The sequence below is a fragment of the Paracnuella aquatica genome, assembly GCF_003332885.2.
In the GTDB taxonomy this organism is placed as follows: Bacteria; Bacteroidota; Bacteroidia; order Chitinophagales; family Chitinophagaceae; genus Flavisolibacter; species Flavisolibacter aquaticus.
This window is the reverse complement of the sequence record NZ_QOWJ01000006.1, coordinates 29,722-56,474: the sequence shown is the minus strand read 5'-3', so window position 1 is coordinate 56,474 and position 26,753 is coordinate 29,722. Positions and strand designations below refer to the sequence as shown.

Here is a 26,753-nt window from a genome sequence, read left to right as displayed (position 1 = left end):
ACTACACATCTAAGGCAACAGCATTCACTTACTGTTTTTCTTCAATTGCTTTATCCCATTTGCTGCGCCATTGCCGGTGCGGCTTTGGTTTCGCCCAGGCAGCCAAACACCTCGCGGTAAAACTCGGGGTGTGATTGCCAGGTTTGGCCTGTAACAATGCGGCCATCACGCACCGCCTGCTGGTCGGCAATGTAGTTGCCGCCGGTGAGCTCAATTTCGCTGCGCACATGTTCATAAGCCGTCACGTTGCAGCCCTTTGTAAGGCCCGCGGTCACCAGTATCTGCACGCCGTGGCAAATGGCAAACACCCATTTGCCTTGCTGGTGAAATTGCTGCACGGCTTGCAGCAATTGCTGGTTGTGGCGCAGGTACTCGGGTGCACGGCCGCCCAGTAAAAGGATAGCGGTATAATCTTCGGGAACAATTTCCGAAATGGTGATTTGCGCTTCCGAAACATAGCCGGGCTTTTCGATGTATGTGTCCCAGCCGGGCTCAAAATCGTGTATCACCAGGTTGAGCCTGCCGGTGTGGGGCGCCGCCATTACTGCCGGGATGCCGGCTTCGGCAAAACGCTGCACCGCGTAAAGCGCTTCAAAACTTTCTCCGGCATCGCCGGTTACAATCAGGATCTTATGTTGCATGATGGTGGGTTTTAAAAGTGTACAATTTAATTTTCCGGCGCACCTATTTTGCAGGCAAAGCCTGCGCTTTTGTAAATCCGTGCTGCTAAAACCTACAAAGCAAAAAGAATGGCCCGCCGAAGCTTTTTGTTGCGCCTAAATACAAAAGCCGTTTGCTTTTAGGCGCATTGAATATAGCCAACCGGCGGCGCACCGAAAAATCTGGTGGGCATAAATGCCAATTTTTCCACAAATGGCCTTTGCTGCACCACCGTTGGAAATAAACCGCCACACTTGTCGTTACTGCCCTTGGTCCGCTGTTGCACACCGGGAAAAAACACCGCCGCTAGTTTGATGATGAACAAAACGTTTTGCCTGCTGCTGGCAACTTTTGCCGCCTTTTCGCTCCATGCACAGGAGCCACTCCAGTTTGCACTGCCGCAGGAAAACCTGGGTGCCGCCGGCAAATTGCTGCTGCCCAAAACCACGCTGCGCCAGCACAACTACGGCGCTATCATTGGTTTGCAAAAAGGCAGCTCCACCGCCATTGAGCTGGGCTACGAAATGCACTGGCGGAAAATAGGCCTCAAAAAACCAAATATCTGGGGCGCCACCGCCAACCTCGAATACAGTTTTTCCAACAACATTATTGGTTATAAAGCTGGCGTTTGGCGCAAGCAGGGCCGCATCAACCTCACCTACGGCGGCAACCTCGTTTATTTTTCCGACTTCAAGGGCGGGCAGCAATTTGGCATCGGGCCGGCCGTTGGCTTCCGGCTACTGGGGCTGCACCTGGTAAACGGCTACAACATTTTGCTGGGCGATATGAACCGCACCAAAAGGGGCATGCCCGTGGGCGCCAACACGCTGTACATCAGCCTGCGCTATTATTTTCCTACGCACAACAAATTTGTTTGGGACCGCAACGGCGAAAAAAGCCAGGGACTCATACCCCGCCGCAAGAACAAGGAGGACCGTAAAGGGCTGTTTGGTAAACGCGAAGAGGAAGAGCAGCGCAGCGGGCTGTTTGGCCGCAAAAAAGAAGCGGTGAAAGAAGAACGCAAAGGTTTGTTTAACCGTAAAAAAGAAGCGCCGGAGCCCGAGCCGGAACCCAAGGGCCTGCGCAAGTTGTTTCCCAAAAAATCAGACTAGGCCCGCCGGCAAAAGCCAGCAGCTTATGGAACGGTATTGGCAGCTTTGTTGTAAAAAACAGCATGCAATTCATTCCACTGGATAGTGCCCAACAACTGGCCAAAATTAAACAGAGCCCTGCGCCTGTTGTTATTTTCAAACACAATACAACCTGCCCCATCAGCAAAGGGGTTCACCGTGGCCTGGAACAGGATGGATCCGAATTGGGAAATACACCGGTGTACCTGCTCGACCTGATGGCCCACCGCGACCTGTCGGATGCGGTGGCGGAGCAGTTTCAGATTCCACATGAATCGCCACAAATCCTGGTGATCAAAAACGGCGGCTGCACCTACAGCGAATCGATGCTGCATATTTCGGCGGCAGCAACAGCAGAAGCGTTGCAGGATTGATTTGTAAAAACCCCGGAAGATTTTAGGTACAACATGCAGTTGTTATAAAAACACCTGCATGTTGTATATCCCCTTTATTAGGAGGCTGTTTTCACGCTTTTCTCCACACCCAGCGCTTTCCTCACAGCGGGTGCCACTACGGTGCCCAGCAACTCAATGGAGCGCATCAGGTATTTATGCGGCAGGGCGCCCACATCCATCTGTGCCAGAAAACGGGTATGCCCGAACAACTCGTGTTCATACAAAATTTTATCGATCACTTCCTGCGGGCTGCCTACCAGCAAAGCGCCATGCGGGCCGGTGCTTTGGTCAAACTGCTGGCGGCTCGACGGTGGCCAGCCCCGTTCGCGGCCAATGCGGTTCATGGATGCGGCGTAGGTGGGGTAAAACTCGTTGCGTGCAGCCTGCGAATTTTCGGCTATATATGCATGTGAGTTGATACCGAGTTGCATGGGCGCTGCATGACCCGCTTTTTGATACAACTCGCGGTATAGTTTTGCAAAAGGCGCAAAACGAGCCGGCTGCCCGCCAATAATAGCCAGCGCCATGGGCAGGCCATAATCTGCAGCCCGCACCACCGACTCCGGCGTGCCGCCAACGGCCACCCAAATGGGCAGTTTGCCCCGCACTGGTTTTGGATAAATGTGCTGCTTGTGCAAGGGCTGTGTATGCTTGCCGCTCCAGGTTACTTCGCCCGAATTGTTGATGTGCACCAGCATGGCCAGCTTTTCGGCGAACAGCTCATCGTAGTCTTCGAGTTTGTGGCCAAACAGCGGAAACGATTCGATAAACGAACCGCGGCCCGCCATGATCTCGGCACGGCCGCCCGAGATAAGATCAACGGTGGCAAACTGTTGGTACACCCGCACCGGGTCTTCGGACGAAAGCACGGTAACGGCGCTGGACAACCGAATATTTTTGCTGTGTGCAGCTGCCGCAGCCAGGGCCACTGCCGGCGCCGACACGGCATAATCGGGGCGGTGGTGCTCGCCAATGGCAAACACATCCAGTCCCACTTCGTCGGCCAGTTTTACTTCTTCCATCAGGTTGGCCAGCCGTTGCTGTGCACCCAACTCCTCTCCGGTTTCGGGGTGGCGGCCAATATCTGCAAATGTGTACACGCCTATTTCCATAATGTTGTGCCCATTGCTTGCTGCAATGGAGCTATAAAGTTGCAGAAAAAAGAGCGCCCTTTGCAAAAGGGCATCCCGTTTGCCGCTAAAGCGCATCAGCATTATGTTGGGCGAAAAAATTCCGTTGTTCTATACCGCGGCATCCGGCACCTATGTGTGTACCCGGTGTGGCCATGCCCTGTTTGGCGCACACCAGCAGTTTGATGCGGGGTGTGGGTTTCCATCGTTTTAGCTGCACTTAGCCAACGGCGTAACGCAAAAGCAATTGGATACTTATGGGCGCAGCCGCATCCAGTTGTTGTGCACCCATTGCGGCCAGCACCTGGGTCATCTTTTTCCCAACAAACATACGCCTACCGGGCTGCGTTATTGCATCAGTCACACAGCAATTTCCTTACAGGATTCAGCAGATAAAAACATTTCCATGAACGATAACACATCACACTTCGACGAGCTGAAAGAGTTTATTAAAACGCAGCGGAGCAATGAAAGCAATTTCGAAACCGTGCACCAAAAATTAAGCGAAGAACATGCGTTTGCACAGCAGGCAGCAATGACCGGTTATGCAGATAGCCTGCAGGAGATTTTGGACAAACAGGTGGCTGATTACCGCAGTGCAAAGGAAAGCGCTGGGGCGGCATGGCCGGAGTACGAGAAGCTGGTTACGGCCTGGGAACGGGCTATTGCGGCGGTTGGTAATGGTGGGTAAAATGTCGGGGGTTCTGGTTAAAATCGATGATATAGATTGCGCGGCACTTTGTGTGGCGCTCTCCGATTGCTACATTGCTTCGTGAAGCAATGTAGCAAACAACTTTTTCTGCGACTCTTCTTTTACTTTTTTGCAGGGGCAAAAAAGTAACCCCGCAGGCCCGAAATCAAATGACAGCTTGATTCCAGGATAGACCCTTTATTAGGCTGTGGTACTACTGGAGTGAAGTGCAACAGATCATTATTCGATAATGGGATAGTTGCTACTCTTCAATCGGCATTTGTACGAGTATTTAATAGAACAGTAGCAGATTTTACCATACCCCTACTTCTTCAACTCAAACACCACCTTCGCATTTTTCTGCTCCGATGAGGAAATGTGCACCTGGTAGCGCTCCTCGCCTGCAGTAACAATCATCAGCGATGTATTGGGCGGAATGCTGCCCAGGTTGTGGGCCACCATGATCAGTTCGTGGTGCGGGTTGTCGGCATCAATGCGCACCTTAATGCGGATAGGCGTTTGCGTTAGTCGGGCTGCCGCCACCACCTGCCGGTTGTTGTGGTATACGCTTACCGTATCGCCATCAATTTGCCCGTTATCATACAGGTCAATCAGGAGTTCGCCTTCGCCTGTTTCTATCTGGCGCACCAGCGGGTTGGCACGGGTACGCAGTACGGCGGGCACGGGCACCGCCGTTACGGGCCGCAACTGTGGCTGCGGCACGGGCTCAACAGCCACCGCTTTTCGTTGTGGCGTTGTAGCCACTGGTTTGTCAGCTGTTGTTGCAACCGACGTTTTTTCTTTTGGCTTGGCAGCTACAGGTTTTGCTGCAGCCGGCTTTTGTGCGGTTGTAGTAATGGGTTTCTTTTTAGGCGCAGCCGCAATTACCGGCTTGGGCGGCACACATTCCCTGAAGGTGATATCATCCACCGCGAAGTCGTTGCCGCAACCGCCAATGGTGCTGTTCAGCAGCGTCAGCATCACCGCCGTTTCGCCGGCAGGTACGGTAAACATGCCCGCAAATTTGCGCCACTGCGGCGTGGTGCGCTGCGGCAGGTCGCCGATGCGGTATGACGCCAGTTTGCGTCCGCTGGCGGTAGACAACTGGAATGAAATGGTGGGCGACAGCGACGAGCAGCAAATATGCAGGCGGCATACATTGATCATCCACAGCGCCACCTCGTAAGTGCGGCCACCAGTAAGGCCGCGAATGGGCCTGCTGAAAAATACGCCGCCGCTCGGCGATGCATTTACCAGCAGCATATTGCCGTTTACATCGCCGGGTGTGTGGTCCTGCGCAATGGTAAACCAGTCGCCGCGAAAACAATCGTAAGTGGCCGGTGTGTAGGTGTAATGTCCGTCGGTGGGGCAAGAGCCGAGGATGCGGTCGTAATTGGATAGCGATGCGGTATTGAAATCATCCACATCGGCACTGCGGCCAAAATCAATCTGCACTACCGGATCTTTTAATGTGCAGCCTGCGGGTTGCGCAAAACAGAGGTGCATCTGTGCAACAAAAAGGGCGCACAGCAAGGTGTAGCGTAAGGTTGGTGCTTTCATACAAAAGCATTTCGTTGGTAAAGGGAAATTGCTTTTTAAAAGGTACCGCTATTTCCGCTTATTTCATCACCGGCAGCAACCCTTTCCACCCGCTCAAATAATACACCCGGAACAGCTTGGCCTTCTGACCACTGCGGCTTACCTCCATGGTTTGCTGTAGCCTTATGTTTTGGTAATACCGGCCGTAATGCGCTGCCACATCAAAATGTTCGTCGGCGGGCACAACGGTAAAAGCCCGCTGTATCGCTACTTCATCTTTACGCTGGTAGTTGAGCCAGGCATAGTGGTGAATGTCGCGGATTGGGCCCAAGCCAATCATGGGTATATCGTGTGGGCGGGCAAAATAATATTCCACATGGGCGCCCCACCAGGTGTTGCACACCAGCGGCGTACCCTCCGGTATGGCACCGGAGGCCACCATGCGGTTGTAATAAGTGCCAAATTTTTCGCCGCTATCTTCCCAGCCCAGGCGGTCCAGCGTTACATCGCCGCTGCCAAAATCGTCGGCCCTTTTACTACCCCAAGTGCCGGGGTAAAAATGCGTGACCAGCGGCCAGCTGAGAGAAAAGACCAGCAACGCACCCAGGCTCCAGCGCAGCCACACCGGTTGCGGGCCGACGCCCCTTTTTCGGGCCAGGTAAAGCGCGGCAATGGGCATGAGGGTAACATAAGCCGGGCCGCTCCAATGCGGGTACACCGTTCTAAAAAGGGAAAGAAACAACAACACGGCAGCCAGCGGCAACCCGATGCACACAAACAGCCACAGGTTGGGCCGCACCTGCCGGATTCGCCTAAAAAAAGCCGCCAACGCTACGCCGGATAAAACAACATTGACCGGGTTGTTGAAAAAAACCTGGCCCCACACTTCGCCGCTAAAGGTGCGCCAGTTAATGCCTTTGCCGGCCACCACCACCCGTTCGCTATGAAAGCGATAGGTAACAAAATCGTACTCGGCATTCCAGATAAGGATGGGACTGATTACCACCAGCGACACCAGCGCTGCTGCATACAACTGCGTGAGGCGCAGCCAAGCCCTTTTTTGCCACAATATAAACAGCCCCAGCCCGCCCCACAGAAATACGCCGTGCACCTTGCTCATGATGCAAAGCCCGGCGGCCAGCCCAAATAGCAGCCAACTGCTCCAGCCCCGTTCGTTGCGGAGCAGGCGTGCCAGCATCCACAGGCTGGCGGTCCAAAATACCATTTGCGGCGAATCGGGCATCAGCAGCAGGCCGGCCACCATGCCTGCATAAAAAGAAGTATTGTATAAAACCACCGCGTACCAGCCCGCCTTTGGCGAGTGCAGCGTAGCGGCTGTTTGGTACATAAACAGCGACGACGATGCACAGCAAACGATGGGGCCCAGCCGCACAAAAACTTCGTACTCCTGCAGGGCGTTGTTGGCGGTAAACAGGCGCCCCAATAGTGCGACCATCGGCGGATGATCGAAATAATTCCACTGCAACTGCTGCGTGTACAGCCAGTAATAGGCTTCATCATTGCCCAGCTCGATAATGCCTGCAAGCAGCAGGCGCAGCAGCGAGCAGGCCAGTACCAGCCAACCTGCGGCACGGCCATAATGTAGGGTTTTGGGTACAATGGCGGGTTGCAAAACCAGCGTTTGTTCGGCAGGGTGTGTCAAGTACTACAAAGTTTGTTGATAAGGGCGAACGTCTTGCTTTTGCAATATACGGGCCGTTCAAATGGCCTGCTGCCAGCTGGCCGCAAGGGGAGCAACACCTTAAACAGCAGGAATGTTGTTTTTGCTACAACAATTGCAACCTGCTGCACCAAACCGTTACCCGGTGCGGCTTGCACCGGCAATGCTTTATGCCGCAATTAAAATGCGGGCACCTACGGCGATGCTATGGCCTCAACTTTGTATAGATGCCCAAAAAGAATTATGATAGAAAAGCAATCCATAAACGGCAAGGAAGTGTGGCTTAAAGTGGACGCACACCCCATGCAACGCGACAACCCGAATATTATTCCCCGCGAATATTTTACCGCCACTTATTACACCGAAGACCCCAACGGCGGGCCCATCCACGGCGAGGTGGTAACCGACGAAACCGGCGAACCCAAATTGTTTGAATCGCCGGTGGCAGCAATGTCGTTTGCCCGCAGCCGCATGGAAGGTGAGAACGGCCGCCAGCGATGATGGTGGCCGCGGTGGCCTGTTTTCATTACATCGTTTTTTTGGGGAAAAACAAAGGGGCATTGCCTGTTGGTGCTGCCCCTTTGTTTTTTGTGCTTTTGTAAAAAAACCGGGCGGCTGCCCTGCGCCGCCCGCCACAGGCCCAACCATTTACCCGCAAAAATGTTTACCTTCTTTACTTAAAACCCAACGAACCATGTCACTAACTTTTCGGCTGGCAGCCCTCCTGTTGACTGCTGCCAGCATCACTGCCTGCAACAATGCACCGATTAAAGAACCCACAACAACCGATAGCACCGCCAACACCATGAACAAAAATGCCGACATCAGGGAAGAGCCCGTAAGCTATACATCGGGTGGCACTACGCTAGCCGGCTTTGTGGCTTACGATGCGGCCCGCAACGATAAACGCCCCGTGGTGCTGGTGGTGCATGAGTGGTGGGGCCTAACCGATTATCCCCGCATGCGGGCCCGCCAACTGGCACAAATGGGTTACCTGGCAATGGCGGTAGATATGTACGGCGATGGCAAGATCGCTGCCAACCCCGAAGAGGCGCAAAAAATGGCAACACCATTTTATCAAAACCCGCAGGAGGCCAAAGCCCGCCTGGATGCAGCCCTGGTCAAAGCCCTGAGCATGCCACAGGCCGACACCACCAAAACCGCCGCCATTGGCTATTGTTTTGGCGGATCGATGGTGCTGAACGCAGCCAAACTGGGCAGCAACTTCGATGGCGTGGTGAGTTTTCATGGCGGGCTGGAAGGTGTGCCGCCAAGCAAGGAGGCACTGAAAGCAAAAGTGCTGGTGGCACATGGCGGCGCCGACAATTTTGTACCTGAATCACAGGTGGCAGCATTTAAAAAAAGCATGGACTCGGTTGGCGCCGATTACGAGTTTAAGGTGTACCCCAATGCCACCCACGCTTTTACCAACCGCGATGCCGATAAAAAAGCAGCCGAGTTTGGCATGCCCATCCGCTATAATGGGGCGGCCGATACCGCATCCTGGAACGATATGAAGGCGTTTTTTACCCGCATTTTTTAAGCCTGCGGCTAAACGTATTTTCATCTAGTAGCCATTTTGGGTGCAGTAAAACGGGCCGCATCTTTTGGCAATGTACTTGTGCTGTATTTATGGGCGGGGTTGGTAAATGGCCTTGCCCGGCCGGAAAAACCGGTCTGTTGTTAACCGGAAAAATAATCAGCTATGGAGCAGAACAGGGGAAATGAAGCGGTGCGCCGCGATGACCTGCGGCAAAAGAACGAAGACGGGGTGGAATCAACCCGCACGGGCTCGACCGGCGGCGACATACAGGCCACAGAGTGGACGCCGGGCGGCGATGCGCAAAAAGTAAGCGAAGACCCGCATGCCGGAAGCTATACAGGCAAGGGCACCAATGCCGGGAACGGCGGCGATTATACCGACCGTTAGCAGGCAAAAAAATATGCGGTACCGTTTGCAGCTTTTTATTGTCGCCGGTTGTCATTATTTGCACCCATTGGGCGACTACGATTGCAAACCTGCCGGAGCATGGCGATTAGCTACAGCTTTGTAACTTTCCGTAATGCTCCGGTATTTTTTTGCCCTCCTTATTGGTCTTTTATTGTTGAACGGCGTGCAGGCACAGCCCGAAACCGACTCCTTGCTGCAACGCATTTTAAAAGCCAACCCCAGCCCTGCCCTGCAGCACGTGCTGCGCAACCCGCAGGCCTACCGGTGCCAGATCATTTACACCCAGATCAACCGCAACAAAAAAAACAAACCCCAGTTCAGGCACTACTATTTCAACTACGACCCCGACCTGTATTTCAATCCCGCCTCTACAGTAAAGCTGCCGCTGGCCGCACTGGCGCTGGAAAAGCTGCACCGCATGGAAAGCCAGGGGCTGGATAAACATACCACCGTGCTGTTCGACAGTAGCTACCCCGGCCAGCGGCGCCTGCTGCGCGATACCACTGCGATCACCGGCCTCCCATCGGTGGCGCATTTGATCAAGCGGGCCCTGCTGGTTTCGGAAAACGATCCGTACAACCGGCTGTACCAGTTTTTGGGGCAGGGCCCCATTAATAAAAGCCTGCGCAGCAAGGGTTATAAAGAGAGCCGCATTACCCGCCAGTTTATGCCTTTTACCGACGAGCAAAACCGCCACACCAACGCGGTGCAGTTTGTGGGCGCCGACGACCGGCCGCTGTACCTGCAGCCGCCGGCTTACAACAAGGATTCTTTTAAGTTCCGGAAAAAGTTTTTGGTAGGCAAAGCCCACATCGACCGCAACGGCCGCACCGTGCAGGCGCCCCTTGATTTTACCCGGCACAATTACCTGCCGCTGCAGTCGCTGCAGCAAATGCTGCAGTCCATTATTTTTCCGTACTCGGTGGGGAAAAGGGAACGCTTTTATTTCAGCACCGACGACCGCGAATTTTTGCTGCGCTACCTGTCGCAATACCCTTCCGAAACGCCGTGGCCGCTGTACGATACGGCGACGTATTACGACAGTTATGTGAAGTTCTTTTTTCAAAATGGCACGCACCGGATGCCGGCCGGTGTGCGGGTATTTAACAAAGTGGGCTGGGCCTATGGCTTTATGACCGACGTGGCTTATGTGGCCGATTTTGCCAACGGCATTGAGTACATGCTTTCCGCCACGGTGTATGTAAACAGCGATGGCATTTTGAACGACGATAAGTATGAATACGAAACGGTGGGCATCCCGTTCATGCATGCACTGGGGCAAACCATTTACCAGCACGAACTAAAGCGGCAGCGCAAGTACCGCCCCAATCTTTCGGACCTGCAAATTCAATACGAACAACGCGACCCGGCCGATAAAAGAACAGCCATTTCGGTGGTGGATAATTAGAGAAAAAACAGTCCGCATTTAACAACAATCAGGATTTGAACATGTCACTCCTGCATCGGGATGACAGTGCACAAAAGGATTGATGATGCAATACAAAAAGGGGTGGTGAGTTAATGCAACTCGGAGCTGTATTTCATCTATATCTGCGATGTGTGTTAACCTCTTCTTGGCAACTCCTGCAAACACTCGTGCACCCGCTCTTTCACCGTATGATATAGGCCTGCATGCCCCAGCGGCATGGCCTGCAACAACATGCGGCATTCTTTTAGAAAACGCGGTGCAAACTGCGGGTCGGCTGCGGTTATTTCGTGGCTGTTATCGAGTATATCGGCGTACTTGATGGTTTGCGCATAGGGGCTGATGCGGCGCATCCGTTCCCGCTCCTCTTCTTTACGTTTTTTGCGGTTCCAATTCGGGTAGCGTTCCTTGGTGTATTCGTCGGTCAGATCATTTACCAATGCAATGGTCGTTTCGGCATCTTCGGGCGGCATAACAGTGTGCAAAAACCGGAGCAATTCTTCACTGGTTACAGGTGTGTCTTCCAGCACATCGTGCAGCAGGGCTGCAGCCAGCACCGGCACCGAATTGTTGTAGCGGCTGCATATTTCCATTACCCTGATCGGGTGCACCATGTAGCGCTCCGGCGTGTATTTGCGGGTTTGGCCGGCATGTGCTGCTTCGGCAAAATCGAGCACCTGTTGTAGGGGTTCCTGCATGTGTATAATCTTTCAAACGGCGGGCCGGAATAAAGGGCGATTACAGTTTTAATTTAATGTCTAAAGTTTAAAGTTGGGTGGATTCGGGAGGGGTTAAAAACAGGAGGTTGGTGTGCGGTCAGCGTCATGTTTTATACAAAAACAAAGCGCTGCGAGGTGTTATTTGCGGCAACAATTTTGCAGCGCCAATGGTATAAAACAAAACATCATGGAGCAGCAAAAAAACGAGGAGCAACTTGCAGGCAAGCACCGCAATGCGAACGATAAAACAGTGGAAGGAAGGGAAGCTGAAGGAAGCCTGAAAGGCAGCAAGAAAAGCGCATTTAACGAACGCAATATGCAGGAGCACGAACGCCCCAACAATAATGAAATGGACCACCTCGATGCACGGGAAGATGCTACAAACACCGGGCCTGCGGGTATTTAGCGGCAGGCAAATAAGGTGTTAAATAGCGATGCCGTTTGCAACGCAACATTAAGCCTGTACTGTGTTCAATAGGCTTGTGTGCATTGCAGAAAATCAATAGCCAGATTTACTTTTTAGGTGCCGTGGCCGGCAGCAGTTTGAAGTAGGTAGCTACAAAACGGTCGTTGGCAACTTTGCCTTTTACTTCGGCTTTGCGGATGGCATTGCAAAAACCATCAGTGGCATGTGCATCGCCATGATCGTCGATGTTGGAGCCATCAACAAAATAAGCCTTGCCATCAATGCGCACCGCAAGGCTGCAACCATCGCCTTTGAGGCCAAAACGACACTGGCCGCAAGATGCTTCCACGGTTTTTATTTGCTGCGCCGTATCGGTAGCGGGCTTTTGCGGCCCGCTGCTTTGTGCGGCAGCACCCATTGCACATCCCATCATCAGGGCCAGTAGCCAATGCTTCATAGCGGTTTATTTTATAGCCGAATATAGCCCATAATGAGCAGCGCTACCACTTGATTATGATCAGCCGGTTATTGATCGCCTAGCTTTTGCCGCAGCAATAATTTATTGAGCATAGAGGCAATGCGGTTGGCCTTCGTGCTTTCTGTTTTGGCGGCGAAGATCCAATCAATAAAAGCCTTTTGCGCTCCTTTGGGATAGCTTAAAAAAATGGCGTGTTCTTCGGGATAATCCTGCAGGCACAAGATCAATTCTTCCGGGATGGCCAGTGGCTCATTGTCCCGCTCCAGCACCAGTTGCACAGTGTCGCCCTGCCGCTTGCCTATTTGCTTGCGTATGGCGGCTTTTACCGGTAAAAATAACACGCCGTTGCCCAGCGGCATCAGGCGGCTGCTGTGCAGCGGGTGGTTGTCGATGCAGCCCCTTACTTTGATCCACCCAAAATGCGCATGTTTGTCGGGCGGCACTTCGGGCAGGGCAATATAAGTCCAGCCGCCCTTGCCTTTAAACTGTTCCAGCAGGTATACTCCATTGACCAGCATTGTTGAATTTTCTTTGCGTTTGATTTTTTAAATGCGCTTTATTCCAGCACCATGCATTGAAAACCGCTGGCCTCCACCAGTTCAATTACCTGGCTGCCGTTTACTGTTTCGCCTTCCACCCGCAAAATGCGGTCGCAGTCTTCCAGGTCGAAGTTGATTTTACTGCCGGGAAGTTGTTGGCCAAATGCAGCCAGCAGTTGCCGCGCCACCTGTTGGTTGGGCACGTTGGTTTTAAAAACTTCTACCATAAAAATGTGTTGCAGCAGGCCGTTGCCTGCCGTAGTTAGGCAGCATGGAAACCGCGGGGCTCCCATGCTTTTGCCCTACAAACCTAACTGCATTTTTGGTATCATACGGTATACAACTACGACATTCGGGGTGGTATTTTGCGACAAACAGGCCGCAATAAATCAATGGTTAAACATGCGGCCCACCGGGCTATTGCCAACCGATCTTTCGGATCATTTTATTATCCGTATCGGCCACAAAAAATTGGATGTTGCCCGCAGCATTTTGCACCAGCACCAACCCTTCGGGATGGCGCATGCGGCCAGTTTTTCCATCTTCATTGCCGGGGTCGCCCGTGCCAATGACATCGGTTTCTACACCTGTCGGTGAATATTTTTTAATGCGGTGCAAACCGCGATAGAGCACATACAAATTGCCATCGCTATCCAGCGCCATGTGGCTGGGATGATTGTTCACGCTGAGGTAGCCGCCAATGGTAGAAACCTGCCCCGTCAATGCAATTTTGCGGATGCGGCCACCGCCTCTTTCGGCCACGTAAATGTTGTACGCCTCATCCAACACAATGCCGCCGGGCCACGAAATGCCGGCCTCTATATCCATGCCGTCGCTGCTGTTGCTCGACCCATTACCTGCAATGGTAGTCACTACTTTTCCAGGTGTTATTTTACGGATACGGTGATTGGCATGATCGCCTACATAAATGTTGCCCACATCATCCACGGCAATGCCATATGGCGTACTGAACTGTGCGCTGGCAGCGGGCCCATCCCTGAATCCATAAGTGCCTGTTCCTGCGACCGTGCTCACCACACCAGCCGGTGTAATTTTCCGGATGGCGTGGTTGCTGCCATCGGCCACCAGGATGTTTCCATTCATATCTACTGCTACGTTGAGCGGGTTGTTGAACGTTGCTTCGGTGAGTGCATTGCCGTTGTTCATGCCCCGTGCACCGGTGCCGGCGATGGTGCTCACCTCGCCTGCCGGTGTTATTTTGCGAATGCGATTGGCAGCGGCATCGGCCACATACAGGTTGCCTGCGGCATCCATGGCCATGCCCTTGGGTGTGCGAAACGTGGCTGAGCCTGCAGGGCCATCGGCATTGCCTGTGGCACCGCTGCCCGCAAAATGACTGAGCGACCAACCAGCTGGTGGCTCACCGGGTTGCTCACTGGCAGGCACAACCGTAAATGTAGCGGCGCTCATGTGCTCTTTGTCGGCTCTTGCTATTTTGATCTTACCTGTGGTGGCACCTTGCGGCACCGTGGTAACGATGGTATTTCCATTGATGGAAAGAAACGTTACCGGCACACCGTTGAACGTTACCACAAGGCTGTTGGTGTTGTTGCCAAAATGCTGGCCTGTGATGGTAACCGTAGTGCCCACCGGCCCTTGCTGCGGTGTAAAGGATGTAATCACCGGCCCCTGCTCTTCTTCGCCTGTGGGCTTTTCGGGTTGGGGTTTGGTACAGGAAACAAAAAGGGTACAAATAAATGCTGCAAGCACGACAACGGGTCGGCGGGCAGCAATGAAACATTGAATTTGAAACACGTCAGTTGGTTTTGGGTGTGTAATTCCCGGCAGGCATGTTGTCGCCGGTTTTGTTAGCAAGGCAAAGAAAGAAACCAACTTCCACTACACATCATAAAAGCTGGACGAACAGCCGCACAAACAAATAAATGGAAAAAGGTAGCACCGATAGCGTCTCATTTTTACAACAGCATCAAAAGTTGTTGCACTAACCTGCATCACCTGCAGCACTTTTGCAAAACATTACCTTCGCCGCCAAAACAGAACACTATGAAAGAAGCAGAACTGCACCAGCGCAGCGGCGGCAAATGCGAACTATGTGGCGCAACAGAAGGCTTGGAACATTTTGAAGCCGGGCCAGAATCGGCAGCTACCGCCGATGCCAGTGTGCTGCTGTGTGCAAAATGCAGGGCACAAATAGAAAAGCGTGAAGAATTGGACGCAGCGCATTGGACCGTGCTGTCGGAAAGCATGTGGAGCGAAGTGCCTGCCGTGCAGGTGCTGGCCTGGCGCATGCTCAACCGGCTGCGCAATGAAAGCTGGGCGGCCGATAACCTAGACATGCTGTACCTGCCCGATGAAACCCTTGCCTGGGCCAAAGCCACCGGCGATCATGAAAACGACGCCAGCGTGGACCTGCACCGCGATGCCAACGGCGCTGTGCTGCAGGCCGGCGATACCGTGGTGCTTACCCGTTCGCTGGATGTAAAAGGCACATCGCTCAATGCCAAGTTAGGCACCGTGGTGAAAAACATACGACTAGTGGAAAACAACACCGAACAAATTGAAGGCAAGATAGAAGGACAGGTGATTGTGATTTTGACGAAGTATGTGCGGAAGCAGGGGGCGTAACATCAGCCTTTTACTGCAGGCACATTTCAATAGAAACAATTCAAAGCCATTGCTTCAGTAAAATTCCTTTGTTAGGAATCGGTATATTTAGCTGCAACTATTTTGCATGGCAAATAGTAAAATGTAGCTTGTCAGCAACAGTAGTTAGCGGCAAATGAAACTTTTACTATATGGTTAGGTGCTTATGAGAAAACTTCTATTATTAATTGTACTCTTCGTATTTAGCTGCCACTCTAAAAAGGAAGTTTTTGACGAAGCCGATTATGTTTTGGTGAAGTCTGATTCATTAAATGGAATTGTTGGTACTGAGTGGTTGGTATACAAATATGATAGCTTGCGGATGCTCCAAGTTGACTATTATGGAGACGGCAAGCTGATGGGCAAAGCATTTTTATACAACGGAAAACTTGATGGCAGAAGAGTTGTTTATAATTTTGACGGAAAGTCGTTGCTGGCTGTGGACTCTTACAGCATTGGCAAGAAAGTTATTCCGACAAAGTACTTTAAACCGGCTGATACTACTGTCAAGGAGTTTTCAGATGGTAAGTTAAAGCCATTTACAAGCTTAGATTCGCTGAAGTAGCCTACGATGCCGCTAACAGAGCGTTTGTAAAAGAATGGCCGACAAACTATCGTTCAACGATATAATATAAATCTACGACACCGCAAAAGTGAAGCTGAGGAAACACAGTACACCACTCCTTCACAAACGCTTTTCACGTTAAGTGTGAATATGGCGGAGTGTTGTAGCAAAAAATGTGCAGCACATAAGTATTCCCAGATAAATCATTCAAAACATTTCGAAAGCCATTGGCATTGTTCCTAATGCAGAAAATATGAAAAGCATTCTGAGTAAGATTCCCTATTTGCGGTACGCATATTTCTACCGGGAAAACTGCGCACAGCGGCCGGGTCATTATTATTCGCCAGTTGTAGACCTGGCCGATCTATCAGCCAGGAAGGATACTATTTGGAAAAAAGGTAAAAAGCTTCCGGGAATCGATTTGAATACAGCAGGCCAGGAAAACGTTTTAGACCAGATTGTAGCACACAGTCAGAAGATTCCATTCTCAGATAATAAGACGCAACAATACCGGTACTACTACAACAATAAGACCTATGAACATGCCGATGGATGGGTGTTGTTTGGTATGCTCAATGCCTTCCGGCCGCACAGGATTATCGAGGTTGGTTCCGGCTTTTCTTCTGCGCTGATTTTGGACACAAAAGATGAATTTTTAGATTACCCGATCGACCTGACTTTTATAGAACCCAATCCACAAGATCGGCTAACCGGGCTTTTGAAAAAAGATGACTATAAGAACACAACGATCATCAAAGACATTGTACAGCATGTGCCGCCAGAAACTTTTCAACAATTAGAAGCCAACGACATTTTACTTATTGACAATTCGCATGTGTCTAAAACCGGTAGTGACGTTAATTATTTAATGACAGAAATTCTGCCCGTTTTAAACAAGGGAGTAATTGTTCATATTCACGACATCTTCTACCCGTTTGAATACCCGGAAGAATGGCTTTTTGAACACCGGCTTAACTGGAATGAACTGTACTGCGTGCACAATTTTCTTTTGTTCAACAATGCTTTTAAAATAATCTTCTTCGCTGATTTTATACAACAGGAATACAGCGCAGCATTGCAGGAAAAAGTTCCCCTGTTTTTTAAAGGCAGGCCCGGAAGTTTGTGGATTCAGCGGGTATAGCCTGCTGCAGTTTTCGACTCTATACGAATGCTGGCAAAAGCTGAAATTTAATGAAGCTTGCAATAGCCAATAAACAAAAGAAGCCGCATCCCTCGATGCGGCTTCTTTTGTTATTGATATACCCAACTACATCGCTTTTGCCGTAGTAGTCTTCGCGCCTTTCACGTATCGCTCCAGCCATTGAAACTGCTCCCATAACACATGCAGCAGGTTTTCCTTGCCGCGGTAGCCATGCGCCTCGTAAGGCAGCATCACCAGGCGCACCGTGCCGCCATGGCCTTTTACGGCGTTGAACAGTCGTTCGCTGTTGATGGGGTAAGTACCGGTGTTGTCGTCGGCCTCGCCATGGATCAGCAGCAGCGGCGTTTTAATTTTGTTAGCGTAGCTAAACGGGCTCATCTCGTAGTATAGCTGCGGCGCCTGCCAGTAGGTGCGGTCTTCGTTTTGAAAACCAAACGGCGTCAGCGTACGATTGTATGCGCCGCTGCGGGCAATGCCGGCTTTAAACAGGCTGGTATGCGCCAGCAGGTTGGCCGTCATAAAAGCGCCATAGCTATGGCCGCCCACTGCCATGCGGGCCGTGTCGCCCACACCCATTTCGGCCAGCTTGTTGATGGCTGCACGGGCATTGAGCTCCAATTGAGCGATAAAGTTATCGTTGGGTTTTTTGCCTTGCGCTGCTACAATTGGCATTTCAGCCGCATCGAGCACAGCGTAACCTTGTGTTACATAAAAGATCGGCGAGCCAGCAGCAATGGTGGTAAACCTCGATTGCGAACCACGCACCTGCGCTGCATCATCAGCCGAGTTGAACTCACGTGGATAAGCCCAGATCACTGTTGGCAGCGGCCCGTCTTTTTCCTTGTTGTACCCTTTGGGTAAATACAAATTGCCGGTCAGGTCCACACCATCGGCACGCTTGTAAAAGATCTTTTGCATGCTCACGCCTTCCATTTGCGGATAAGGGTTTGCAAATGCAGTAACCGGCTGGTCAGCAATTCGCCGCACCAGGTTTTTGATGTAATAATTGGGCACATCTTTTTGCGATTCGCGGCGGGTTAGCAGCACCAGTTTATCGGCATCAATTACATCCACTACATACTCATACACGCCTTCGTTGCTGCGCCAGATCACTTCGCTTTTTTTAGCGGCCAGGTTATATTTTGCCAAAAACGGCAGGTCGCCTTTAGGCGATGCACCAGTGGTGTTGTTCATCAGCAGGCTGCTGCCGCCATCAACGGTAAAAATCACCTGGCGGCCAAAATTGTTTTTACGTGTAACGGGTGTGCCGGGGTTGTTATACGCATCGTTCTGGCTCAGGTCATACAAGGTTTCCAACTTGCCAGTAGCGGGGTTGAACAGGCTGGTGCGGGATACCTGTTTGGAGCGCAGGCCTTCCATTACCAACGCCAGTTCGGCATTGCCCCATTGCACGCCGCGGTAGCGCATGGCGGTGCGGAATATTTCTTTTGGCTGCCCGCTAAATGGTGCCGCAAGTGCATATACGGCATCGTGGTGCGGCACTTCTTTTTTGATAAGGCCGCTATCCAGCGGATGCGCCCATACCAGCGTGGCCGCTTCATCGTCGCGCCAGTCAAAGCCGCGGGGCAGGTTTTGCGTGTTGTCGTAACCGCTGGGCGTGCCTTCGGCCGAGGGCAGCTCAAACAGTTGTTTTACCACCTTGCCCGATGCATCTAAAATGCGGATGCTGGAAGGAAAACCGTTGGCCGTAACGAGGTAAGAAAACGGCTTGTTGAGGGTGCGGGTCAGCAGGTATTTTTTATCCGGCGATAGGGATACGGTTGTGTAAATGGCCGGCGTGCCCAGTTTTGTTTCCACGTCATTCCTATTTTGCACCAATTGCGACGTAGCATAAAACTGGAACAGGTCTTCGTCGTACGGCGATTTGATCAGATCCTGGTAAGTGGGGCTGGGTGCGGCTTTGCCCAGTGCTTCCTGCACGGCAGGCCTTTTGGGTGTAAGCGATCGCTTGGGTGCCGCAGTGGCCGGTTGCGTAGCTGCTTTATACAACACCGTAGCATCATCTACCCATTGGTATGCAGCGCCCAGTGTGGCGTTCACCGCACTCTTGCTGATGCGGGTAGCTTTTTGCGTAGCCACATCAATCACATACAGGTCAACGCGTGTAGGATTGTTTTGCAAAAAGGCAATCTTTTTTTCGCCGGGGCTCCACGAAACGGAGGTGGCCCGGAGGCCAGCGGGCAGGCCGGCAACCGGCATTTCCTTACCGGTCTTTATGTTTTTGATGCGGAAATTGTTGATGAAATTCTGGCGGCTCGGCGAAAAGTTTTCGGGGTTGAGGCGCAGGCCTGCAAGGCGCAGTTCGGGCTGGCCCAGCTCTTCCACATCGGGGTACGAGGCCCGTTCGCTCAGCAGCATCCACTCGGCCTTGCCATCCACGCTAACGGTAGGTGTAGGCTTGGCCAGCAGCAGGTCGGTAATGTCTTTTGGTGGTGTTTGATAGGTGGCTGCGGTTTGTGCCTGCAGCGGGCCGGACAAAATCAACAGGCCGGCAAGGCACCAAACGATTGGTTTCAATTTCATTGCGGGTGAGCTTTTCTGTATTTAAATCATGTGTTGCGGGCAAAAGGTACGAAATCGAGATAAAAGGACTTTTTCTGCTAAAAACGGCGAGGTAAGTGAAAACACTGCTCATCCCTAAAAAACATAGCTAACATAAACGAAGGTAATAACATAAACATAGCTTTGCAATCCACTAAAACTAGCTCTGCAATGAAAAAATCAATTTTAAGTATCCTCATCTTTGTCATTTTCTCGGTTGCGTTGACTTCTTGTGCAACAGTTAATAGATCGAAAACCGCCGATTATGACTACATGTTCATCTCAAAACAAGGAATAATCCAACGGCCTCTCGTTACAGATCTTGAAGTTGCAAAGGAAAAACAAAAGCTTGCCCGCACTTATGTAAATGTGACTGTAGCACAAGCCAAAGAAAACATTATGGGTGACTTTATTGAGCAATTCAAATGTGATTTGATTGTTCAGCCTTATTTTACTACATCAACCGAAGGAACGTCAGTAAAAACGACGGTAAATATTACAGTTAACGGCTACCCCGCTTCTTATAAGAATATAAGAATGTATGAACCAAAGGACTCTGCCAATTTCAAAATCAGAGCTTTTGTAAATAACGAACAAAATAAGCCTATAACTAACGAAAGTTCTGAATTGACACCTCAGAAAAAACGTAGTGTCGTAGGAACGGTTTTGGGTGTATTAGGTACCGCTGCCTTGGTTATTGTGGTTGCAGCTTTAGCTGGCGCCTAACTTAAATTAAACGCGAGGCCTTTAAACGAAAAAGGCAAAAACATAAAGGCCATACTTTGTCTCATGCGCAGATGAAGTATGGCCTTTATGTTTCAAAGTATGTTTCATTCGAACAACTTTATCAATAAGCTTCAAAAAAATCGGATAGTGTCATGCTTATCTTTGTAAAAAGGCGTCAGGTATCAAAATGGTTTTCAAACCAGTATTGGAAGTTGTACAATTCTTGTGTAACCAATGATAAAAACGACCTATCGTAAATTGTAGCCGAAATGAAAAAGTCAAAAAGTATTGTGCTGTGTAGTGTGCTGGCTGCTGCCATCAGCAGTTGCGGCGGCAAGGAAAAACAAGACGACTGGATTGTAGGCGATGAAGGCGGCCGTACCCGCGACACTACCCTCAACGGCCAGCAATACCGCCACTACGGCGGCTTTTGGTATCCCCTGCTGCTGGGGCGCATCAGCCCGGCATCCTACAACGGCGCCACTGCTGCACAAATCAGCCGGCCCGGATTTACACCCACCAAAATACGCACCGGTGGTTTTGGTTCTTCTTCCCGCACCGTTTCGGGATAAGCGCCTGCCCGCATTTCAGGTGCATCGCAGTTTACCAACAGCAATCTATTTTTTATAAAAAAAAGCGCATGGCCAACAGGCTTTGCGCTGCTCCCCTTTATGCAACGCATTGCCATTACACCCCGCCCCAACTGGACCCAAAAAGTAGAAGAGCAAGGCTTTCTTTTTTACGACCTCAATAACTATTACAACGAAACGGCGGCTTATGCATTCAGGGCCGATGAAATAGATGCGTTGGAAAAAGCCACCGCCGAAATTTTTGACATGTGCCTGGCGGTGGTGGAGCATGTCATTGCAAATAAATTGTACTCCGATTTTCACATACATGCCGCTTTTGCCGATCTCATTGAACGGTCGTGGGAGGAAGACCAGCCTTCGTTTTACGGAAGGCTCGACCTGGCGTACAACAATGGACAAATAAAGCTGCTGGAGTTTAATGCTGATACGCCCACTTCGTTGCTCGAAGCATCGGTGATACAATGGTACTGGCTGCAGGAGTTTGACCCCGTTTACGACCAGTTCAATTCCATACATGAAAAACTGGTGGCCCACCTGCAGGATTGTGCTGCGCACCTGAAACCGGGCACGTTGTGGTTTACGTCGGTAAAGGACAATGTAGAAGATTTTATGACCGTGAAATACCTGCAGGATTGTGCGCTGCAAGCAGGCCTTGCCAACGATTTTGTACACATCGAAGACCTGGGTGTAAACGAGTTGGGCGAGTTCATGACCGGCTCGGGCCAGCCGGTGCCCAACATCTTTAAGCTATACCCGTGGGAGTGGATGTTCAACGAAGAGTTCAGCCCGTACCTGGGCCACAACATGGATAAAACATTGTGGATCGAGCCACCGTATAAAGCCATTTTATCCAACAAAATGCTGCTGGTGTACCTGCATAAATTGTTTCCCAACTCACCTTACATTTTATCGGCCCACTACAACGGGCCCGGCGGCCTGCAGCATTATGCAAAAAAACCGGTGTTCAGCCGCGAAGGTGCCAACGTTAGCATCATTCAAAACGGTGCCGTGGTGGAGCAACAGGGCGGCGACTATGGCGAGGAAGGTTTTATTTACCAGCAATACGCACCACTGCCCGAATTTGGCGGCAACAAAGCCGTAATTGGCAGCTGGCTTATTGGCGGTGAACCTGCCGGCATTGGCATCCGCGAGTCAGACGGATTGATCACCGGCAACACCAGCAGATTTTGCCCGCACTATTTTGCCTAACCTAACGGCAACCCGCAACCGGTTAATAGTCAAACGTGGATTGCGTGGGTGCCTGCTCCACACCGCCTGTGGCATTGTATTGTTTGCGTTGCTGTGGCAATCCTTCCGCATTGTAGGTATATTCAAACCTGCTGGTTGCCTCCACCGTATTATTGGGCAGCAGTGTGGATACCTTCAGCGGGTTGTTGCGGTGTAGCACCACACCCGGAAGCACTACGCCCAGCACACCATCCGGCTCCGGGTTGGGCTTGTTATCATAGGTTTCAAACAGCTTTGAAAAATTGGTGGTAAACGGCTCAGCCAGTTGGTGGCGGTAAGCAAAATCGATACGCCGCACATTTCCATTGGGATGGTAGGCATAACTTACTTTTGTTTGCAACACATCATCGGGCATGCGCAGTTCGTTGTGTTCAATTACCCACGCCAGCTTGCCCTTTTCAAAGCCGTATGTCATCGAGCTCAGTTTGCGGCCGTTGGATAAAAAATGATCTGAACTTTCCAACTTGCCATCTTTATACACAAAAGTAGCGTGGCCGCTTTCATTTTGCCAGCGGGTGATCTGTCCTGCATCATTATAAGTGTACACGCTGTTGAGCCGGTTAACGCTGCCGGCGCCATTGGCCCACTGCGATACATGCCGGGTGAGCAAGCCTGCGGTATTGTACTCGTAGGTAGCAAAGTCCTGTTCGGACCAGCTGACCTTTTTTACCGTCTTTGCCGACGGTGTTTCGGGCGGTGGCACAGGATCGTTCTGGCAGGCAAAAAGGCCAAAAAGCAAAACGGAAAAAAGCAGTAAGGGGTTGGTTGCGGCCCGCATAACATTGGTTTTGGGGGGTGAAATATGTTTTAGCTACTGACAACGCCACCACGGCCGGCCGCATGAATTTGGGATGAACGGCCGTATTGTGTGATGGCCATGGTTGTACTGGATTGCGTGGCAGTAACATGCCGCAACATAGCGGGTCCAAAGCACAAAAATCTTGGTATGCGCCAAGATTTTTGTGTGCAGCACCAAGCAGCTTTGTGCAACAAATAAAACAAACTGTTTATGAAAAAATCATCCCTTATTCCAATGCTCTCCAAAGGATTTATTTTATTGTCGGCCTGCAGCCTGCTGTCGGTAAGCCTGATGGCTTTTGCCAACCCGCAATCGGTAATGGACATGGTTGAGGTATCACTGGAAAACAACGATGCTGCCAGCTCCATCCGCGGCGTATATGGCGGCGTGGGGCTTACATTGGTGCTGGCCTTGTTATACACCATCCGCAAAAATGTACAGGAAGGTTTGGCGCTGCTATCTCTGTTGTGGGGACTTTATGCCGTGTCGCGCATCATTACCATTTTCAACGAAGGCAGCCTCGGTGCATTTGGCACCAAATGGCTCACCATCGAGTCGCTGTTTTTTGCCATTGCACTCACCCTTTTTTTATTGGGCAAACGATCTTACGCAAAGCAAACACCTGCATTGCGTTAATTCGAGCTAAAACCATTTTCCCGCAACCGAAACAAACCAACTTAAAGAGCAACTTCGGTTGCTCTTTTCTATTTGGAACAGGAAAAAAATATCCCTGTCCGCATGGCGCAGACAGGGATGTTCCAACAAAAAATAAACGGGTTACTCTCTGTCGTTATCGACAGCATTTTCAATTTTGTCGCCTGCTTTACGGGCAGCATCGCCTACTTCTTTACCGGCTTTCTTCACACCTGATTTGGTTTTATCCCAGGCGTTTTCAATAGCGTTACCGGCACGGTCGAAAAAGCGACCGGTTTTCGATACTACTTCACCGTCTTCCAGCACTACTTCATTGCCATCGCGGGTTACACGGCCATCGCGATATACCACTACACCATCATCAAGACGCACATCGTTATCAGCTTCTACCCATGCACCGTTGCGGTACACCATTACGTCATCGCCGCGGCGGGTAACGTCACCTTCGCTGGGGGCATAAGCATAGCTGTCCGATGTCGTGGCAGCAGCGCCCATTGTATCCATGGTAGTTGTTTCGGGCACCGTTGTAGTTTCGGTGCTTACAGTTGCGTTTTCGCCGTCGTTGCAGGCGACAAGGGAAACGGCAGCAAATGCCAATGCAAATATCTTTTTCATAATGACTGATTTTGAAGCGTGGTTTAAAGCAAGCTGCACCCTGCACATGCAGGGCACTATTGCACGCCACACCTTTTGTTTGGTGTGTATAAAAAATGTGTGCCAAAACTACTGATCGGGGAAATTTTCAACGTGCAAACGGCTCTGTTTAGCTTGTTTAAACAGGACACAACCGTTCAATGTTGCTGCATTTTTTGTGTAAAAGCTGCAACAAAGAATATCGTGTTTCATTGAAATTAAAATCTGTTGCATACCATGAATAATGCACAAACGGCAGCAGGTAATTCGTTTTGATGTCCGAAAAATTTTGGCTGCGTAAAGTCACTTGTCGTTGCACATCTGCTTGTTTCCGCAGCGCATCTTTTTTATTTTTTAGCCAAAACCAACAGCATGAAGCCAACAGTCGTTTTACTTTTGTCGCTTTTGAATGTGTTGCCGCTTGGTGCACAACAAACTGTTGCCCATACAGTCAACAGTGCCGGTGTGCAACTCCTGTTTAAAGGCGTTACCACCAAACTCACCGCGGCCGATAAAGAAAGCATTTTTAAGCAACTAGGTTTTTCGGTTGCGCCAGACCGTAAACAATTTATAGCCGGTGCCGATGCAAAGGAATTTCCGTTTACCGCGGAGGTATTGCCCACGGATTTGAACCGGGATGGCATTGAAGAACTGTTCGTGGTGTATGGCAACTCGTTTACATCGGGGCATACGGGTTCATCGGTAGTGTTGTTTATTAAAAATGCTGCAGGCCAATATGAAAGCAACCTGGGTTTTCCGGGCACGGCACCCGATGTGCTCCCCACAACCAACAAAGGCTATCCCGACCTGGTGATTGGTGGTCCCGGATTTAGCTACCCCGTGTGGCGATGGAACGGGAAAAAATATGACCTGCTGCGGCAGATCTCGGACAAAGCGCTGACTGCAGCAAAAGCCCGGAATGTAGCCGACCTGAGCGCAGCTTATACCAGGCAATAGACCGCATTTATACAAACGCTTTTTTCAGCCGGATCACTTGCAGCAAATGTTTGCCAAACGGCGTACATTACAATAAACAATAACCCTTCAATGCTCGCTGCAATGCAGCTAGGTTCAACCCATTTTATTAAACCCACTAAACCTGGATCCATGAAAAGATACTTCAGCTTGCTGCTGTGCAGCGCTGCGTTTACTGCCTGTGCGCAGCAAAAGGTGCCCACTGCGGAAGTGCAGATCAAACAGGCGCTGCTGGCTGCACCGGCCGACAAGCGGGCAGGTGCCACCGTGTATGGCTACGATGCCAACAAAGAAGTGGTGGTGCTGCGCAAAGGCACCAACGAACTGATTTGCCTGGCCGATAATCCTTTTGAAGCCGGCTTTTCGGCGGCCTGTTATCACCGCGACCTGGAGCCGTTTATGCAACGTGGCCGTGCCCTGCGCAAAGAAGGCAAACAGGGCCGCGAAATTTTTGATCTGCGGGAGCAGGAAGTAAAAGCCGGCAAGCTGGTGATGCCCAAACAGCCCACCACGCTGTTTGTGTACACGGCAAAAGATGAAGACGTGGAAGGCGGTGGTGGTGTAAAAAACGGCTACCTGCGCTACGTGGTGTATGTACCTTATGCCACCGCCGAAAGCACCGGCCTGCCGCTAAAACCCGAAGGTCCTGCAATGCCGTGGATCATGGATCCCGGCACACACGGCGCCCATATCATGATCTCGCCGCCGAAGCAATAACGCCTGTTCTTTAATACAAGTTGATTTAAAAATAACGCCTTGCAACTGTGATGAATCATTACAGTTGCAAGGCGTTTGCATTGGTGCAATACTAACTACTCGTCGATGCCGAGGCCCGAACCTACCACTACAAAACCGTCGTCTTCTTCTGGTGTTTCGCGTGGGTTGGTTGGCGGGTTTTGTGCATCCGTATGTACCGGCTGAATGGGTTCGTTGCTGGTGGTAGCCGGCATATCTGCCTGCCCTTTTTTATCCATTTCTTTCATAGTCTGTTTTTGCTGCAAAACGGTACTAAAACCATGCCCCTGCGGCAAAACAGCACGGATGTAATAACGCCCTAAATGCTTTATTGCTGCAGCATTTGGGGCGTCCACACAACGGCGCTGGTGCAACAAGCCCGGCTGAATGGCCAAATCAGGTACAGAAAGTGGCAACAGGCATCAATTGTTGTTGTTTCTGGTGGCATTCTTGCGGCCGATGGGCATTCAATTAAACACTACACCTAAAAACAACACCATGAAAAAGCTTTTGCTATTGGCCATACTGGCCACTGTTTTTGTACAATGCAATACACCGCAACCCACTACCACGCCCACTACCAATGCCATGGATACTACTACAACAACCACGACCGACACAACCCGCCAACAACCCTAAGCAAAACATAAAGGCGCAGGCCATAGGTTTGCGTCTTTATTCACGAGATTTTTTTCCAAAAAATTAGTTCCTGACTACAACTGCACAACACTATA

The 26,753-nt window shown here is 50.9% G+C and carries 31 protein-coding genes and 1 pseudogene; 19 read left to right on the top strand and 13 right to left on the bottom strand.

Annotated elements, in window-relative coordinates; translation table 11 throughout:
- Nucleotides 1–50: 50 nt before the first annotated feature.
- Nucleotides 51–641 carry a DJ-1/PfpI family protein gene (locus DRJ53_RS10535; protein ID WP_114235596.1) on the bottom strand — a complete coding sequence of 197 codons (591 nt, stop codon included), beginning with the start codon at nt 639–641 and terminating at the stop codon, nt 51–53.
- Nucleotides 642–974: 333 nt separating this feature from the next.
- On the opposite strand from DRJ53_RS10535, the gene DRJ53_RS10530 reads away from it, so the two are divergent.
- Nucleotides 975–1,772, top strand: coding sequence for a hypothetical protein (locus DRJ53_RS10530; protein ID WP_123893497.1), 798 nt, complete (start codon nt 975–977; stop codon nt 1,770–1,772).
- A gap of 62 nt (nt 1,773–1,834) precedes the next feature.
- Nucleotides 1,835–2,164, top strand: a complete 330-nt coding sequence (ytxJ, locus tag DRJ53_RS10525) for a bacillithiol system redox-active protein YtxJ (protein ID WP_114235594.1) — start codon at nt 1,835–1,837, stop codon at nt 2,162–2,164.
- 77 nt (nt 2,165–2,241) lie between these two features.
- Here ytxJ and DRJ53_RS10520 read toward each other — a convergent pair whose 3' ends face one another.
- The gene (locus tag DRJ53_RS10520; protein WP_241558519.1) at nt 2,242–3,393 is read right to left on the bottom strand and encodes an LLM class flavin-dependent oxidoreductase; all 1,152 of its coding nucleotides are present in this window, start codon (nt 3,391–3,393) and stop codon (nt 2,242–2,244) included.
- A gap of 7 nt (nt 3,394–3,400) precedes the next feature.
- On the opposite strand from DRJ53_RS10520, the pseudogene DRJ53_RS21875 reads away from it, so the two are divergent.
- Both DRJ53_RS21875 and DRJ53_RS21705 read left to right on the top strand, forming a co-directional pair.
- A pseudogene (locus tag DRJ53_RS21875) lies at nt 3,401–3,682 on the top strand (peptide-methionine (R)-S-oxide reductase); the annotation flags it as partial.
- 39 nt (nt 3,683–3,721) lie between these two features.
- Nucleotides 3,722–4,006, top strand: a complete 285-nt coding sequence (locus DRJ53_RS21705; RefSeq protein ID WP_241558517.1) for a hypothetical protein — start codon at nt 3,722–3,724, stop codon at nt 4,004–4,006.
- Between the two features lie 324 nt (nt 4,007–4,330).
- On the opposite strand, the gene DRJ53_RS10510 is transcribed toward DRJ53_RS21705, so the two are convergent.
- Together DRJ53_RS10510 and DRJ53_RS10505 are read right to left on the bottom strand one after the other, a co-directional pair.
- Nucleotides 4,331–5,566, bottom strand: coding sequence for a hypothetical protein (locus DRJ53_RS10510; protein ID WP_114235593.1), 1,236 nt, complete (start codon nt 5,564–5,566; stop codon nt 4,331–4,333).
- 58 nt (nt 5,567–5,624) lie between these two features.
- Nucleotides 5,625–7,208 carry an ArnT family glycosyltransferase gene (locus DRJ53_RS10505; RefSeq protein WP_114235592.1) on the bottom strand — a complete coding sequence of 528 codons (1,584 nt, stop codon included), beginning with the start codon at nt 7,206–7,208 and terminating at the stop codon, nt 5,625–5,627.
- A 261-nt stretch (nt 7,209–7,469) separates the two neighbouring features.
- Here DRJ53_RS10505 and DRJ53_RS10495 point away from each other — a divergent pair, with 261 nt between their 5' ends.
- The 4 genes from DRJ53_RS10495 (at nt 7,470) to DRJ53_RS10480 (ending at nt 10,585) form a co-directional block, all read left to right on the top strand.
- Nucleotides 7,470–7,727: a hypothetical protein gene (locus DRJ53_RS10495; protein WP_114235590.1), complete on the top strand. Its 258-nt coding sequence runs from the start codon at nt 7,470–7,472 to the stop codon at nt 7,725–7,727.
- Nucleotides 7,728–7,920: 193 nt separating this feature from the next.
- Nucleotides 7,921–8,769, top strand: coding sequence for a dienelactone hydrolase family protein (locus tag DRJ53_RS10490; protein WP_241558516.1), 849 nt, complete (start codon nt 7,921–7,923; stop codon nt 8,767–8,769).
- Between the two features lie 162 nt (nt 8,770–8,931).
- The gene (locus DRJ53_RS10485; protein WP_114235589.1) at nt 8,932–9,156 is read left to right on the top strand and encodes a hypothetical protein; all 225 of its coding nucleotides are present in this window, start codon (nt 8,932–8,934) and stop codon (nt 9,154–9,156) included.
- 133 nt (nt 9,157–9,289) lie between these two features.
- Complete coding sequence (locus DRJ53_RS10480) at nt 9,290–10,585, top strand: serine hydrolase (protein ID WP_114235588.1); 1,296 nt, start codon at nt 9,290–9,292, stop codon at nt 10,583–10,585.
- Between the two features lie 155 nt (nt 10,586–10,740).
- Here the strand turns inward: DRJ53_RS10480 and DRJ53_RS10475 are convergent, their stop codons facing one another.
- Nucleotides 10,741–11,301, bottom strand: coding sequence for an HD domain-containing protein (locus DRJ53_RS10475; RefSeq protein WP_114235587.1), 561 nt, complete (start codon nt 11,299–11,301; stop codon nt 10,741–10,743).
- 208 nt (nt 11,302–11,509) lie between these two features.
- Between DRJ53_RS10475 and DRJ53_RS10470 the strand changes: the two genes are divergently transcribed.
- Nucleotides 11,510–11,728: a hypothetical protein gene (locus tag DRJ53_RS10470; protein WP_123893495.1), complete on the top strand. Its 219-nt coding sequence runs from the start codon at nt 11,510–11,512 to the stop codon at nt 11,726–11,728.
- 106 nt (nt 11,729–11,834) lie between these two features.
- On the opposite strand, the gene DRJ53_RS10465 is transcribed toward DRJ53_RS10470, so the two are convergent.
- The 4 genes from DRJ53_RS10465 to DRJ53_RS10450 form a co-directional block, all read right to left on the bottom strand.
- On the bottom strand, nt 11,835–12,185 hold the full coding sequence (locus DRJ53_RS10465) for a DUF6370 family protein (RefSeq protein WP_206609757.1): 351 nt from the start codon (nt 12,183–12,185) through the stop codon (nt 11,835–11,837).
- 68 nt (nt 12,186–12,253) lie between these two features.
- Complete coding sequence (locus tag DRJ53_RS10460; protein WP_114235585.1) at nt 12,254–12,724, bottom strand: YdeI/OmpD-associated family protein; 471 nt, start codon at nt 12,722–12,724, stop codon at nt 12,254–12,256.
- A gap of 38 nt (nt 12,725–12,762) precedes the next feature.
- The gene (locus DRJ53_RS10455; protein WP_114235753.1) at nt 12,763–12,972 is read right to left on the bottom strand and encodes a hypothetical protein; all 210 of its coding nucleotides are present in this window, start codon (nt 12,970–12,972) and stop codon (nt 12,763–12,765) included.
- A gap of 190 nt (nt 12,973–13,162) precedes the next feature.
- Nucleotides 13,163–14,521: an IPT/TIG domain-containing protein gene (locus tag DRJ53_RS10450; RefSeq protein WP_162303851.1), complete on the bottom strand. Its 1,359-nt coding sequence runs from the start codon at nt 14,519–14,521 to the stop codon at nt 13,163–13,165.
- Nucleotides 14,522–14,770: 249 nt separating this feature from the next.
- On the opposite strand from DRJ53_RS10450, the gene DRJ53_RS10445 reads away from it, so the two are divergent.
- The 3 genes from DRJ53_RS10445 (at nt 14,771) to DRJ53_RS10435 (ending at nt 17,076) form a co-directional block, all read left to right on the top strand.
- Nucleotides 14,771–15,352, top strand: a complete 582-nt coding sequence (locus DRJ53_RS10445; protein ID WP_114235583.1) for a PhnA domain-containing protein — start codon at nt 14,771–14,773, stop codon at nt 15,350–15,352.
- A gap of 184 nt (nt 15,353–15,536) precedes the next feature.
- Complete coding sequence (locus DRJ53_RS10440; RefSeq protein ID WP_114235582.1) at nt 15,537–15,935, top strand: toxin-antitoxin system YwqK family antitoxin; 399 nt, start codon at nt 15,537–15,539, stop codon at nt 15,933–15,935.
- A gap of 253 nt (nt 15,936–16,188) precedes the next feature.
- The gene (locus DRJ53_RS10435; RefSeq protein WP_114235581.1) at nt 16,189–17,076 is read left to right on the top strand and encodes a class I SAM-dependent methyltransferase; all 888 of its coding nucleotides are present in this window, start codon (nt 16,189–16,191) and stop codon (nt 17,074–17,076) included.
- A gap of 126 nt (nt 17,077–17,202) precedes the next feature.
- On the opposite strand, the gene DRJ53_RS10430 is transcribed toward DRJ53_RS10435, so the two are convergent.
- Complete coding sequence (locus DRJ53_RS10430) at nt 17,203–19,641, bottom strand: S9 family peptidase (RefSeq protein ID WP_114235580.1); 2,439 nt, start codon at nt 19,639–19,641, stop codon at nt 17,203–17,205.
- Nucleotides 19,642–19,830: 189 nt separating this feature from the next.
- On the opposite strand from DRJ53_RS10430, the gene DRJ53_RS10425 reads away from it, so the two are divergent.
- From DRJ53_RS10425 to DRJ53_RS10415, 3 genes are all read left to right on the top strand, one after another.
- A complete protein-coding gene (locus DRJ53_RS10425; protein WP_114235579.1) occupies nt 19,831–20,385 on the top strand; it encodes a hypothetical protein in 555 nt (184 codons plus the stop codon).
- A 269-nt stretch (nt 20,386–20,654) separates the two neighbouring features.
- The gene (locus DRJ53_RS10420) at nt 20,655–20,957 is read left to right on the top strand and encodes a hypothetical protein (RefSeq protein ID WP_114235578.1); all 303 of its coding nucleotides are present in this window, start codon (nt 20,655–20,657) and stop codon (nt 20,955–20,957) included.
- Nucleotides 20,958–21,056: 99 nt separating this feature from the next.
- A complete protein-coding gene (locus tag DRJ53_RS10415; RefSeq protein WP_114235577.1) occupies nt 21,057–22,184 on the top strand; it encodes a glutathionylspermidine synthase family protein in 1,128 nt (375 codons plus the stop codon).
- 22 nt (nt 22,185–22,206) lie between these two features.
- On the opposite strand, the gene DRJ53_RS10410 is transcribed toward DRJ53_RS10415, so the two are convergent.
- Nucleotides 22,207–23,001, bottom strand: coding sequence for a hypothetical protein (locus tag DRJ53_RS10410; protein WP_114235576.1), 795 nt, complete (start codon nt 22,999–23,001; stop codon nt 22,207–22,209).
- A gap of 231 nt (nt 23,002–23,232) precedes the next feature.
- Between DRJ53_RS10410 and DRJ53_RS10405 the strand changes: the two genes are divergently transcribed.
- On the top strand, nt 23,233–23,658 hold the full coding sequence (locus DRJ53_RS10405) for a DUF4345 domain-containing protein (RefSeq protein ID WP_114235575.1): 426 nt from the start codon (nt 23,233–23,235) through the stop codon (nt 23,656–23,658).
- A gap of 141 nt (nt 23,659–23,799) precedes the next feature.
- Here the strand turns inward: DRJ53_RS10405 and DRJ53_RS10400 are convergent, their stop codons facing one another.
- On the bottom strand, nt 23,800–24,291 hold the full coding sequence (locus tag DRJ53_RS10400; RefSeq protein ID WP_114235574.1) for a DUF6799 domain-containing protein: 492 nt from the start codon (nt 24,289–24,291) through the stop codon (nt 23,800–23,802).
- Between the two features lie 390 nt (nt 24,292–24,681).
- Here DRJ53_RS10400 and DRJ53_RS10390 point away from each other — a divergent pair, with 390 nt between their 5' ends.
- Nucleotides 24,682–25,266, top strand: coding sequence for a hypothetical protein (locus DRJ53_RS10390; protein ID WP_123893493.1), 585 nt, complete (start codon nt 24,682–24,684; stop codon nt 25,264–25,266).
- Nucleotides 25,267–25,416: 150 nt separating this feature from the next.
- Nucleotides 25,417–26,001 (top strand): putative periplasmic lipoprotein, encoded by a 585-nt coding sequence (locus tag DRJ53_RS10385; protein ID WP_114235571.1) that lies wholly within the window; start codon nt 25,417–25,419, stop codon nt 25,999–26,001.
- Between the two features lie 95 nt (nt 26,002–26,096).
- Here DRJ53_RS10385 and DRJ53_RS21300 read toward each other — a convergent pair whose 3' ends face one another.
- A complete protein-coding gene (locus DRJ53_RS21300) occupies nt 26,097–26,267 on the bottom strand; it encodes a hypothetical protein (RefSeq protein WP_155523209.1) in 171 nt (56 codons plus the stop codon).
- 250 nt (nt 26,268–26,517) lie between these two features.
- Between DRJ53_RS21300 and DRJ53_RS21295 the strand changes: the two genes are divergently transcribed.
- Nucleotides 26,518–26,658, top strand: coding sequence for a hypothetical protein (locus DRJ53_RS21295; protein ID WP_155523208.1), 141 nt, complete (start codon nt 26,518–26,520; stop codon nt 26,656–26,658).
- Nucleotides 26,659–26,753 lie beyond the last annotated feature (95 nt).